11 protein-coding genes are annotated in these 12790 nt (G+C 65.5%); 7 read left to right on the top strand and 4 right to left on the bottom strand.

Annotation, left to right across the window (positions count from 1 at the left end; translation table 11 throughout):
• Positions 1 to 270: 270 nt before the first annotated feature.
• Genes ACXJMY_RS36995 through ACXJMY_RS36980 form a run of 4 tightly spaced genes read right to left on the bottom strand, consistent with a single transcriptional unit; the run spans position 271 to position 4985 of the window.
• The gene (locus ACXJMY_RS36995) at positions 271 to 984 is read right to left on the bottom strand and encodes an ABC transporter ATP-binding protein (protein ID WP_456624285.1); all 714 of its coding nucleotides are present in this window, start codon (positions 982 to 984) and stop codon (positions 271 to 273) included.
• Complete coding sequence (locus ACXJMY_RS36990; protein WP_456624284.1) at positions 981 to 2750, bottom strand: branched-chain amino acid ABC transporter ATP-binding protein/permease; 1770 nt, start codon at positions 2748 to 2750, stop codon at positions 981 to 983. Before ACXJMY_RS36990 ends, ACXJMY_RS36995 begins: the two co-directional genes overlap by 4 nt.
• Entirely contained in the window at positions 2747 to 3790 is a 1044-nt protein-coding gene (locus tag ACXJMY_RS36985; RefSeq protein WP_456624283.1) for a branched-chain amino acid ABC transporter permease, read from the bottom strand. Before ACXJMY_RS36985 ends, ACXJMY_RS36990 begins: the two co-directional genes overlap by 4 nt.
• Positions 3791 to 3836: 46 nt before the next feature.
• Entirely contained in the window at positions 3837 to 4985 is a 1149-nt protein-coding gene (locus ACXJMY_RS36980) for an ABC transporter substrate-binding protein (protein WP_456624282.1), read from the bottom strand.
• A gap of 616 nt (positions 4986 to 5601) precedes the next feature.
• Between ACXJMY_RS36980 and ACXJMY_RS36975 the strand changes: the two genes are divergently transcribed.
• From ACXJMY_RS36975 to ACXJMY_RS36945, 7 genes are all read left to right on the top strand, one after another.
• Positions 5602 to 6384, top strand: coding sequence for an aspartate/glutamate racemase family protein (locus ACXJMY_RS36975; RefSeq protein ID WP_456624281.1), 783 nt, complete (start codon positions 5602 to 5604; stop codon positions 6382 to 6384).
• Positions 6385 to 6417: 33 nt separating this feature from the next.
• Positions 6418 to 6846 (top strand): organic hydroperoxide resistance protein, encoded by a 429-nt coding sequence (locus tag ACXJMY_RS36970; RefSeq protein ID WP_456624280.1) that lies wholly within the window; start codon positions 6418 to 6420, stop codon positions 6844 to 6846.
• A gap of 12 nt (positions 6847 to 6858) precedes the next feature.
• On the top strand, positions 6859 to 8037 hold the full coding sequence (locus ACXJMY_RS36965) for a thiolase family protein (protein ID WP_456624279.1): 1179 nt from the start codon (positions 6859 to 6861) through the stop codon (positions 8035 to 8037).
• The gene (locus ACXJMY_RS36960; RefSeq protein ID WP_456624278.1) at positions 8034 to 9275 is read left to right on the top strand and encodes an SDR family NAD(P)-dependent oxidoreductase; all 1242 of its coding nucleotides are present in this window, start codon (positions 8034 to 8036) and stop codon (positions 9273 to 9275) included. Before ACXJMY_RS36965 ends, ACXJMY_RS36960 begins: the two co-directional genes overlap by 4 nt.
• A gap of 34 nt (positions 9276 to 9309) precedes the next feature.
• A complete protein-coding gene (locus ACXJMY_RS36955) occupies positions 9310 to 10092 on the top strand; it encodes a cyclase family protein (RefSeq protein WP_456624277.1) in 783 nt (260 codons plus the stop codon).
• Between the two features lie 56 nt (positions 10093 to 10148).
• Positions 10149 to 11306 carry an ABC transporter substrate-binding protein gene (locus ACXJMY_RS36950; RefSeq protein ID WP_456624276.1) on the top strand — a complete coding sequence of 386 codons (1158 nt, stop codon included), beginning with the start codon at positions 10149 to 10151 and terminating at the stop codon, positions 11304 to 11306.
• An 11-nt stretch (positions 11307 to 11317) separates the two neighbouring features.
• Positions 11318 to 12790 (top strand): ATP-dependent acyl-CoA ligase (locus tag ACXJMY_RS36945; RefSeq protein ID WP_456624275.1); only part of this gene is annotated, 1473 nt, incomplete at its 3' end.

Raw genomic sequence — 12790 nt, 5'->3', positions numbered from 1 at the left:
GGTAATGCGCGCAACTGCCTTCATGTACTTGAGATGAAGTGCGGCGTCACCTCCGTCTGACGGAAGAGTTGCGAGCGGTCAGGCGATCCGAATTCAAAGCGGCGATGATGGCATTGTGCCACTGTTTTGCCCGACGGATCAAGTTTATTTCGTAAAATCCGCAATTGCCGGGTGCTAAGCCATTGATATCGCTGTTCACCGGCTACTGTGCATGGGGTTGTTTGTCGATTTTTTTGTTGTGAGGCTCGCCGCGCCTGATCCAAGCCGGTCTTAGTGGCCGCCAAGATAGGCCGTGATCAGCCTGGGGTCGTGGATGAGATCCTTGGCGGGGCCTGACTGCACCACCTCGCCGGTCTCGAGCACATAGCCGTAATCGGCCGTCTCCAGCGCGGCGCGGGCGTTCTGCTCGACCAGCAGGATCGAGACGCCGAGATCGCGCAGCGACGCGATGGTGCGAAAGATCTCGCGCACGATCAGCGGCGCGAGGCCGAGGCTGGGTTCGTCCAGCATGAGCAGCTTCGGCTTGGCCATCAGCGCGCGTCCAAGCGCGAGCATCTGGCGCTCGCCGCCGGAGAGGGTGCCTGCGGCCTGGCGCTGCCGCTCCTTCAGGCGGGGAAAGCGATCATAGACCTCGTCGAGCGTCTTCTGCACGCCGGAGCGGTCGCGCAGGCTGTAGGAGCCGAGCAGCAGGTTGTCGGCCACCGACATGTCGGAGAACAGCTCGCGCTTTTCCGGGACCAGGCACAGCCTGCGCTCGACGCGGTCCTCGACGGAAATCTTCCCGATGTCGTTGCCCTGAAACACCATGCGGCCGCGCGACGCGAGCAGCCCGATGGCGGCCATCAGCAGCGTGGTCTTGCCGGCGCCGTTCGGGCCGATCACGGTCACGATCTGGCCTTCCTCGACCGACAGCGACACGTTGCGGACCGCCTCGACATTGTCGTAGCAGACGGTCACGTCGGTCATGGAGAACATCGAGGTCATGCGACGCCTCCCAGATAAGCCTCTTGAACCCGCTCGTCGCTGCGGATCGCAGCTGGCGCGCCCTCGCAGAGCTTGGATCCGAAATCGAGCACCACGATACGGTTGACCAGCGACATCACGAACTCCATGTCGTGCTCGACGATCAGGATGGTCAAATTGTCGGACCGCAGCGCCCGCAGCAGTTCCGCAAGCCGCAGCTTCTCCTGGCGGCGCAGGCCCGCCGCCGGCTCGTCGAGCACGAGCAGGGTCGGGTCCGCGGCCAGCGCACGCGCGATCTCCAGGATGCGTTGATTGCCGAGCGGCAAATTGCCGGCGAGCTCGAACGGCTTGTCGCCGAGCCCGACGCGCTCGAGCTGCATCAGCGCCTCGTGCCGCGTGCTGGCTTCCTCGTGCCGGTTGAGACGGAGGGCGCCGGCAAATAGCCCCGTGCTGGTGCGGGCGTAGGTGCCGAGCATGACGTTCTCAAGCAGGTTCATGCGCGGTCTGAGCTTGACGTGCTGGAAGGTCCGGGCGATCCCGGCCTTGGCGATGCGGGACTGCGCGTCACGCGTGATGGGGCGTCCCGCAAAGACGATCTCGCCCTTGTTGACCCGGAGCGCGCCGGTCAGGCAGTTGAACATCGTGCTCTTGCCGGCACCATTCGGGCCGATCACGGCAAGGATCTCGCCGGACCGCACCTCGAAGCTGACATTGTTGACGGCGACCAGGCCGCCGAACCGGCGCTCGGCGCCTTCGACCTTCAGAAGCAGCTCGCCCGGCGCCGGTTGCGCGCGGCGGGGCAGGGGCGGCGCCGGTTGCGGGCGCTCGCGCCGTATCTTCGGCAGATAGCGCGCAACAAACGGCACAATGCCCTGCCGCGCCCATTGCAGGAACAGGATGAACAGCGCGGAGAAGGCGACGATCTCGAGCTGCCCGGAGGCGCCCTTGGCGATCAGCGGCAGATAGTCCTGCACACTGTTCTTGAGCAGCGTGACGACCGCGGCGCCGACGACACCGCCGAGAAGGCTGCCGGCGCCGCCGACCATCGACATCATCAGATATTCGATGCCCATGCCGGCATCGAACGGGCCCGGGCTGATGAAGCGGCTCATATGCGCGTAGAGCCACCCTGAGAGCGAGGCCAGGAAGGCCGCGATCACGAAGGTCACGAGCTTGATCCGGAAAGCATTGATGCCGAGGCTTTCGACCAGCGTGTTGCCGCCGCGCAGCGCGCGCATGGCGCGGCCGAGCCGGGAGTCCAGCAGGTTGTAGCCGAGCAGGAGCACGGCGGCGACGATTCCCCAGATCAGGAAATAGATCTGGGAGCTGGAGATCAGCGCGAGCGAGCCGAAGCTGATCGGCGGAATCGACGAGATGCCGTTGAAGCGGCCGAGCCCCTCGACATTGCCGAACAGGAAGCCGATCGCGAGGCCCCAGGCGACGGTGGAAAGCGAGAGGAAATGGCCCTGAAGCCGCAAGGTGACGACGCCGAGGATGGCCGCGACGGCGCAGGTCAGCGCCACTCCGAGCACGAGGCCGAGCCAGGGCGAATGCCCGTTCAGGGCGGAGACCCAGGCGGTCGCATAGGCGGCGATGCCGACGAAGGCCGCCTGTCCGAACGACACGATGCCGCCGACGCCGGTGAGCAGCGCCAGCCCGATGGCGACGAGCGAATAGATGCCGATGTAGTTCATCAGCGTGATGCTGAACGGGCTGAGGACGAAGGGCGCGAGCGCGAGGCACACCACCGCGGCGATCGCGGCAAGCTGAACATGGAAGCGCGTCATTCCTCGATCTCCTCCTCGGAATGCAGCGAGGCGAGCGACCGCCAGATCAGGATCGGGATCAGAAGCGAGAACACGATGACGTCCTTCAGTGCACTGCTCTCGAAGGATGCGAAGCTTTCGAGGATGCCGACGCCCACGGCGCCGATCGCGGCGCCGGGATAGCTGGTCATGCCGCCGACGATGGCGCCGACGAAGGCCTTGAGGCCGATCAGGAAGCCGGAATCGTAGAATACGGTGTTGACCGGCGCGATCAGGATTCCCGACACGCCTGCCATCAGCGACCCGAGGAGATAAGCGATCGTGCCGGCGCGCGCCGGCCGGATCCCCATCAGCCGCGATCCGGTCCGGTTGACGGCGGTGGCGCGCAGCGATTTGCCGACCAGCGTGAAGTCGAAGAAGAGATAGAGCAGGCCGCTGAAGACGAGCGCGGCGATCACGATCAGCATGGTCTGGCCCGAGATCAGGACGCCGGCGAGTTCCGTCGAGAACGATGTCAGCGGCTCGGTTCGGACGCCTTCCGGACCGAAAAACAGCAGGCCGAGACCAACCAGCGCGAAATGCAGTGCGACCGAGACCGTCAGGAGCAGCAGCACCGATCCGTCGGCAATCGGGCGGAAGACGATCCGATCCAGCAGCGGGGAAATGGGCGTGATCAGCATCAGCGCGAGCACGAGCCTGACCGCGAGGGGCGGCTCGATGCGCATCGTCAGCCAGGCGGCGCCAACCACGGCCAGTGGAAGCACGAGATAGAAGAGAAGTGCACGCGGCAGCAGCCGCAGTTCGCCGGCGCGGATGAGCGAGAGGATCTCGATCAGGGTGGCGAGGCAGGCCAGCACCACGACCAGCGAGCCGGTCCCGGGAAACCGCTTCGCATCGAGGGCTGCGAGCGTCAGTGCCGTGAACGCGGCGATGTCGCCAAATGGAATGAAGATGACCCGCGTCACCGTGAAGATGAGGACGGTCCCGATCGCCACCAGCGCATAGACTGCGCCGGTGGCGATCCCGTCGATCGCAAGGATGGCTGCGATGTCGCTCGTCATTGAGACGCCGTTCCCCCGTTCTGACTGCCAGCCCGTCGCTTCCCGGCTACGGCGCGTACTTCCAGGCGCCGCCGGTCAGGCGCACGACGACGAGCGAGCGCTCGTCGACCCCGGTCACCGCGCCTGGCTTGAAGTTGTAGACGGCGTGCACGCCGGGCAGCTCCTTGGTGCTGAGGATGGCGTCCCTGAGCGCCGTGCGGAATTCGGCTGTGCCGGGCTTTGCGGTCTTCAGGGCGCGCTCGGCGGCGTTGGCGAAGATCAGCCAGGCGTCGAAGGAATAGGCCGAGAAACCGTCGGTGGTCGGAATGTTGTGGGTCTTCTGGTAGACGCTGCGAAAATCCAGCGCGAGCTTCTTGGCGAAGTGCTCGTCGGGAAGCTGTTCGGCGACGATCACGGGACCCGCGGAGACCTGAATTCCATCGGCCGATTTGCCGCCGACGTTGACGAAGTCCGGATTGACCAGCGCCACCGTGCCGTAGGTGTTTCCCTTGAACCCGCGCTCGGAGAGGGTGAGGAGAGGCAGCGCGCCCTGGGTGCCCGAGCCGCCGATCAGCACCGCGTCGGGACGCGCGGCCATCACTTTAAGGATCTGTGCGGTCACCGACGTGTCAGTGCGGGCGTAGCGCTCGTTGGTCTGCACCTTGATGTCGTCGATGGGCTCGGCAGCCTTGGCGCCGTTATAGACGAGGTCGCCCCAGGCATCGGAGAAGCCGATATAGCCGATGTTCTTCATACCGTCGCGCTTCATGCGGTCGGCGACGATCTTGACGAGGAGAGAGGCCGGCTGCGGCACCGAGACGGCCCACTGCTCCGGCGATTCCGGGAGCTTGCCGATCGGCGAGACCGCGATCATCGGCACCTTGAGCTCGCTCGCGACCGCCGCCATGGCAATGGTCGAGGGCGCCGTCGCGGTGCCGATCAGGAGGTCGACCTTCTCCTCTTCCACCAGCTTGCGCGCGTTGCGCGTCGCGGCCGACGGATCGGAGCCGTCGTCGAGCTGGATCAGGCGGATGGTCTCGCCGTTGATGGTCTTCTTGTATTCATAGGCCGCGTTGATGCCCCGCCCATAGGGAATGCCGATCGACGAGCCGTTGCCGCTGAGCGACGTCACGAAGCCGATGGTAATGTCGGCTCGCGCAGCCGGCGCCGCCAGAATGCTGGCGGTAAGGGCGAGTAAGCTCAGAGTCTTGCGCATGTGCGTTTTCCTCCTTGGGAGCAGGGCGTGGATGCTGGGACAAGGGCGTCCCGTTGCGAACGAACCGATCGAAAGCGAAGCTGCGGCGCCCGACCCGGGCGCGATGACGACGGATTGGCTGGGCCGGGCGTCAGCAGCCATGGCGACGCTGACCGCTCGAATGCCGGGCTGTTCGGCGGATGCCGGAGGCCGTCTCTTGCAGGGATGAAAGGTCGTTGGCGCGGTCGCGATGCGCGACCGGCGATGCTGCTGCCGGCTGTCCAAGCCCGACGAATGTCCACGCGATCGAGTCTCTCAAAATCGGCGTCCTGCAACATCATTGTCTTGGCCATCGGCTCGGGCCGGTGGAGGATTATTTAAAGCCTAAAGTATTTTCGGTGGAGCCGTCAACACGTGTCATGGGGCTGTCAGAAAAAATGTCGTTGCATACAATTCCGTCAGTCTTACGGATTTCCGGGACCCATTTGCTCCCAGGAATGGGGGCGCCCGCAATCGTCCGGTGACGCTCTTTGCTGCAGCCGCCGCGCCCATTTGACGGGTGAATTAGTTTATGGTTGAAATATATTGGTCGGCCGCCGACGACCGATCCTCCCATGCCCGTTCGAGGAGCAGGACGATGCGCATCTTCTGGCAGAGCTTCGTCGATGCGAGCGTGAACGCGCCCTACATGGCGCTCCTGTCCGAGTACCTCAACACTATCGCGGCGCCTGGCACGACGGTTCATGTCGAGGGCATTTCGCCGCCGGACCGCGAGTTCGGCCGGCTCGCCGAACTCCGCTGCGCGGTGCAGGCCATCGACAACGGCATCGCGGCCGAGGAGAGCGGGTACGACGCCTTCGTGATGGGGCACTTCCAGGATCCTGGTCTCTACGAGCTTCGCTCGACGCTCGATATTCCCGTGATCGGGACCGGCGAGGCAACCTTGCTTGCCGCATCGCAGCTTGGCCGGCGCCTCGGTCTCGTGACGCTCGACCCGGTTTTCGAGGTCTGGCACTACGAGCAGGCCGAGCGGTACGGCCTCGGCGATCGCGTCGTTCACGTGACGGGTCTCGGCTGCAAGCCCGAGGATTTCGCGAGTGCATTCGCAGGCGATCAGGCCGCGCAGGCCCGTATGATCAAGGATTTTGTCGCCTGCGCACTGCCGCTCGTTGAGCACGGCGCCGATGTCGTGATCCCTGCCGGTGTTCTGCCCGGCCTCCTGATTGGGCGGGAGCACGGTCTGAAGGTCGGGCATGCGCCCGTGATCAATTGCGCGGCCGTCGCGCTGAAGAATGCCGAGATGTGGGTTCAGCTCAGGCGGCTGAACGGCACCGAGCCCAGCCGTGGGCCGAGCTTCAAGCGCGCCAGCGAACTGGCGCGCAGCGATTTCCGCGCGCTGCTCGCCCGCAACAAGCGTTAGGGCGGGCCGCGTGACCAGTCTGGAGAGCGAGAGATGATGACGCCCGAGAAGATCCTCTATGAGACCGAAGTGACCGCGACGGGAGGCCGGGACGGCAAGGCGGCAAGCGCCGACGGCCTGCTGTCGGTGTCGCTGTCCTTGCCGAAATCGATGGGCGGCCCCGGCGGCGAGGGGACCAATCCGGAGCAGCTCTTTGCGGCGGGCTATGCTGCGTGCTTCCTTGGTGCGCTCAAGCTCGTGGCGCGGACCCGGAAGGTCGTGCCGTCCGCCGAACCCTCCGTGACCGCGAAGGTTGCCATGGGGCCGGTTCCCGTCGGATATGCGCTCGCTGTCGAACTGAAGGTCAGCCTGCCCGGGATCGAGACGTCGGTTGCGGAGGAGGTGGTTGCCGGTGCGCACGAGCGTTGTCCCTATTCGAACGCGACGCGTGGCAATATCGAAGTCAAGCTGACGGTGATCTGAGGTGGCCGACCAGTGAAGAATTCCCAGCGCACACCGTACGACGGCGTCGTGATGGCAGCTCCCGTCACGATTCCCTATGTGCGCTACTCCGTCGAGAGTGCGCAGTGGTGGATTGGCCGCGCACTCAGTGCGCTGGTCGCGCAGACCGGCATCAAGGCCGCCGACATCGACGGTCTCTGCGTCTCCAGCTTCACCATGGGGACCGACAGCGGCATCGGACTGACGCAGCATTTCGGGCTCTGTGTCCGGTGGCTCGACACGATCCCGCTCGGCGGCGCCAGCGCCGTCGCGGCCTTGCGCAAGGCGGCGCGCGCGGTTCAGGCCCATGACGCCGACATCGTCGCCTGCGTGGCCGGCGATACCAACCACGTCGATTCCTTTCGCCTGACGCTCGAAAATTTTTCGCGGTTCAACCAGGACGCCGTTTATCCCTACGGTGCGGGCGGAGCCAATTCGAGTTTCGCGCTGATTGCCCGCAACTATATGCGGACCTTCGGCGTCACGCGCGAGGATGTCGGCAGGATCGCGGTCGCCCAGCGCACCAACGCGCTGCGCAATCCGCACGCCCTGATGAAGACGCCGTTGACGCTCGAGCAGTATCTCGCGGCCCGGCCGATTTCCGACCCGATCCACCTGTTCGACTGCGTGATGCCCTGTGCCGGCGCGGAAGCTTTCCTGGTGATGCGCGACGAGACCGCGGCGTCGCTCGGCTTGCCGGCGGCGAGGCTGCTGTCCACGATCGAGCGGCACAATGCCTTTGCCGACGACCCCATGCAGGTGCGCGGCGGCTGGGCGATGGATATCGGCGAGCTCTATGCGATGGCCGGCGTGAAGCCTGACGATCTCGACATCGTGCAGACCTATGACGACTATCCCGTGATCACGATGATGCAGTTCGAGGATCTCGGCTTCTGCAAGAAGGGTGAGGGCGCGGAATTCGTGCGCCAGCACGATCTGACGATTGACGGCGACTTTCCGCACAACACGTCGGGCGGACAGCTCTCGGTCGGACAGGCCGGCGCCGCCGGTGCCTATCTCGGTCTTGTCGAGGGGCTGCGGCAGGTCCTGGGAACCGCGGGTCCGACCCAGGTGAAGAACGCGAGCCTCGGTTTGGCCTCGGGCTTCGGTATGATCAATTATGACCGCGGTCTCGCCTCGGGCGCCGCGATCTTTGCAGGGCCTTCGCGATGATCGAGCCGATCAAGCCGCCCCGGCGCAAGAACCCGCTGCTGCGGACGCGGCTTCCCGCGTCGCCGCCGAGGCCGCGGAGCCGAACGTCACACGGGTTTACACGGGCGGCCGCCGAGGGCCGCTTCGTGCTGCAGCGCTGCGAAGCCTGCGGCACCTTCGCTTATCCGGCGCGGGAGGCTTGTCCGTCCTGCCTGTCATCGGGGCTCGCATTCGTCGACGCGCCGCGGCGGGGCACGCTTCTCGCCGAGACGACGGCGCGGGTGCCGAGCGATGTCTATTTTCGCGAACGCGCACCGTGGCGCATCGGTCTCGTCAAGATGGATTGCGGCCCGACGATCGTGACGCATCTGCACGCCGATTGCGTCGAGGGCGGAGCGGTCAGCATGTCGTTTCAACTCGACAAGAGCGGTCAGGCGGTGGCCTTTGCCCGACCTGAGGAGGAGACTCCCAATATGGCAGACGACAGGCAGTGGCGGGAAATGACGGCCGATCCGAAGTTCAGGCGGGCGCTCGTCACCAACGGCCGTAGCGTGGTCGGCCAGGAAGCCGTCGCCGCGTTGAAGGCCGCCGGCGCGAAAATCGTCTTCGTCGGGGTATCCGAGCCGTGGAGGCCATTTGCCGGCGAAGAGCTGCTGCGCGGGCAGGAGGGCATCGAGGTCGTGACTCTCGACGCCGCCGATGAAAAATCGGCCGCCGATCTCGCCGCCGACATCGGCGGCAAGGTGGATATCCTGGTGAACAGCAGCGAATATGTGCGGCCGGGCGGCCTGCTCGACCGCAGGGGCACGAGCATCGCGCGGGACGAGATCGATCAGGCCTACCTCGGCTTCATCAATCTCGCGCAGGCCTTTGGGCCCGCCATGCGGATGCGCGGCGCCGACGGCATCAACAACAGCGTCGCATGGGTCAACGTCCTGTCGGTCTATGCGCTCGCAAACTGGCCCGCCTTCGGCGCTTACTCGGCCTCGCAGGCCGCGTGCCTGTCATTGTCGCACTGTCTTCGCGCCGAACTGCGCCCCGGCGGCGTCAAGGTGATGAACCTGTTCACCGGGCCCGTTGACACCGAGTGGTTCCAGACCGTGCCGCCGCCGAAAGTGGCGCCGCGCGCCATCGCCCAGGCGATCGTGTCGGGGCTGAGGGGCGGGCTCGAAGAGATGTATGTCGGAGATGTCGCCGAGGAAATCCGGCAGCGTCTCGCGGCCAATCCGAAAGCGCTCGAGCGTGAGCTCGACAGGTGAAACGTGGATTTCAACCAAGCCGGAGGACGTGACGATGCAAAGCAAGAATCTCCTGGAACTGGCGGGTGCGATTTCTTCCGGCGCGGTGCGCGTCGTCGATCTGACCTTTACGCTCAGTCCGGATTTTCCGGTCATCGTGCTGCCGCCGGAATTCGGCCAGGCGGCCCCGGTCCGCATCCAGGAAATCTCGCGATATGACAGTCGCGGCCCCGCCTGGTACTGGAACAATGTCACGTTCGGGGAACACACCGGCACGCATTTCGATGCGCCGATTCACTGGTTCACCGGCAAGAACCTGCCCAACAATGCCGTCGACACCATGCCGGCCAAGGACATGATCGCGCCGGCCTGCGTGATCGACTGTTCGACGCAGGCGGCGCAGGATCCCGACTTCCTGCTGACGGTCCCGCTGGTCGAAGCCTGGGAAGCGAAGCACGGCCGGATTCCCGAGCGGACCTGGGTCCTGTTGCGGACCGACTGGTCGAAGAAGGGCTGGCGCGACTATTCCAATCTCAGGGACGACGGCGCGCATACGCCGGGCCCGAACCCAGCCGTCATGAAATGGCTGGTCGAAGAGCGCGGCATCATTGGCTTCGGCACCGAGACCATCGGCACCGATGCGGGGCAGGCCGGGCATTTCGAGCCGCCTTATCCGGCGCATCACTTCCTGCACGGCGCCGGCCGCTACGGCCTGCAATGTCTTTGCAATCTGGATCAGCTTCCCGCCACCGGAGCCATCATCGTGGCTTCGCCACTGAAGATCCAGAACGGTTCCGGCAGTCCGCTTCGTGTCATCGCGCTGGTCTCGTCAACCTGAACGAACGCATGGCGCTTGCCCATCAGAACAAGAAATCCTCACGAAAGACAGGTGCCATGAACTTGATCAAGAGCCTGCTGGCCTCCACCGCGTTGCTCGTTGCCGTATCGAACAATGCGCAGGCGGAAATCCTGGTCGGATTCGTCACCGGCCTCAGCGGGCCGGTGTCGTCGATCGGAATTCCGAACGCGAAGGGGATCGCGGCGGGCCAGGCCTATCTCGGAGAGATCGGCGGCGAGAAGCTGCGGGTCATCCAGCTTGACGACGGCTCCGATCCGACGGCGTCGGCGCGCAACGCCCGCAAGCTCGTCGAGCAGGAGAAGGTCGATGTTCTCATCGGTACCTCCGGTGCGCCACAGACGCTGGCGATGGCGACCGCCGCGATCGAGATGAAGATTCCGATGATCGCGGTGTCCCCGATCGCGCCGGTGCCGGCCGGCGATGGCGGGCCCTGGGTGGTGCAGACGCCGCAGCCGACGCCGCTTCTCGTGCAGGGCATCGTCGATCACATGAAGGCGCGGGGCCTGAAGACTGTCGCGTTCATCGGCTTCTCCGACGCGTTCGGCGACCTCATGTACAACTCGCTCGAGCAAAGTGCGAAGACGGCCGACATCAAGGTCATTGCGAACGAACGATACGCACGATCCGATTCGTCGGTGACGGCCCAGGTGTTGCGCGCGCTCGCCGCACGCCCCGACGCCATCATGCTCGGCGGCACCGGAACGCCCGGCGCGCTGCCGGTCATCGCCTTGTCCGAGCGCGGATACAAGGGACCGCTGTACGGCAATCACGGGCTGATCAGCGCCGATTTCCTCCGTCTTGCCGGCAAGGCCGCCAATGGCATCATCTGCCCGACCGGGCCGGTGACCGCGGCCGAGCAGCTTCCGGCCAGCAATCCGATCCAGAAGGTCGCCCTGGATTTTCGGACAGCCTTCGAGAAGGCGAACGGCGAGACGCCGACGGATTCGTTCTCGTCCTATTCCTTCGACGGCTGGCTGGTCTTCGTCGATGCGGCCAAGCGCGCGATGGCGACCGGCGCCAAGCCTGGTTCGCCGGAATTCCGCACCGCGCTGCGCGAGGCGCTGTTCACGACCAAAGAAGTCGTCGGGACGCAAGGCGTCTATACCTACACATCGGCGGATCGGCACGGCGTCGATGGTCGTTCGCGCATCATGGTCCAGATCGAGGACGGAAAATACAAGCTGCTGCCCTGAGCGAGGCGGATGTGACGGAGCGCAACGTGCAGGCAAAGGCCGGTGTCGTAGTCGGGGAGGGCGGCGTGGCGCCGGCCTGGGCGCGGGCGGTCGAGCTGTTTCCGTCGCCGGACCGGATTCTCTCGACCATCCTCAGACGGCAGGCCATGCGCTACGGTGATCGCGTCCTGCTCGCGTCGGGCGAGACGCGCTGGACCTACGCGCAGACCGCGGCGATCGCGGCGGCGTCTGCACAAACGCTTGCCGACGCCGGGATCGGGCCCGGCGACCGGGTCGCGCTGATGTGCTCCAACCGACCGGAGTTTCTTCAGGTCTATCTCGGTTGCGCCTGGCTCGGCGCGATCGTGGTGCCGATCAACACGGCGCTGCGCGGATTCCAGCTGTCCCATATCTTCCGCAATTCGCGTCCAGCGCTCCTCGTCATCGAGGCCGCGCTTCTCGCCGCGATCGGGACGGTCGACGGGGACGTCGAGCTGCCGTCCCGGACGTGGACCATCGGGCCTGTCGCCGAAACGAGTGAGGTGAAGGTCTCGTCGGTGCCGTTGCCGGACCTTGCAGCCAAAGCCCCGGCCGGAGCCGTGCGCCCCGGCGACACCGTCGCGATCCTCTACACGTCCGGCACCACCGGACCGGCCAAGGGCGTGTGCTGTCCGCAGGCGCAATTGTTCTGGTGGGGCGTCTACTCGGCGCGGGCGCTGGGCATCCGCGATGGCGACGTGCTGTTCACCACGCTGCCGCTGTTCCACACCAACGCGCTGAATGCGTTCTATCAGGCCGTCCTGAACGGCTGCACCTATGTGCTGGAGCCGAAATTTTCGGCGTCGGGCTTCTGGGCGACGGCGCGTCGACACAATGCGACCGTGGGCTATCTGCTTGGCGCCATGGCATCGATGCTTTTGGCGCAGCCGGGGAGCGCGGATGATTCAGCGCATCAGCTTCGCGTCGCGCTCGGCGGCGGTGTGCCGCCGCAGATCCACCGGCCGTTCCTCGAGCGGTTTGGCGTGCCGCTGGTCGATGGCTACGGGTCGACCGAGACCAATTTCGTGTTCGCCGGACCGATCCCGTCGGATCGTCCGGGGACGATGGGATATCTGGCTGACGGCGTCGAGGCGAGGATCGTCGATGCGGATGATGCAGCGCTTCCTGACGGGCAGGCGGGTGAGCTGGTGCTGCGAGCCCTCGAGCCCTTTGCGTTCGCGACCGGTTATTTCGGCATGCCGGAGAAGACGGTCGAGGCGTGGCGGAACCTGTGGTTCCACTCGGGTGACCGCGTCGTCCGGGATGCGGACGGGCATTATCGCTTCATCGACCGCATGAAGGATTCGATCCGCAGGCGCGGCGAGAACGTGTCCTCATGGGAGGTCGAGCAGACCATCCAGTCTCATTCGGCGGTCGCCGCCTGCGCGGTCTATCCGCTGCCGTCGGAATTGGGAGAGGATGAGGTCGCGGCCGCAATCCTGCTGGAGCCCGGCCAATCGCTGCAG

The sequence above is a fragment of the Bradyrhizobium sp. P5_C12 genome, assembly GCF_054049735.1.
Note: the sequence above shows the minus strand (reverse complement) of the source record. Positions and strands in the feature narration are given on the sequence as shown.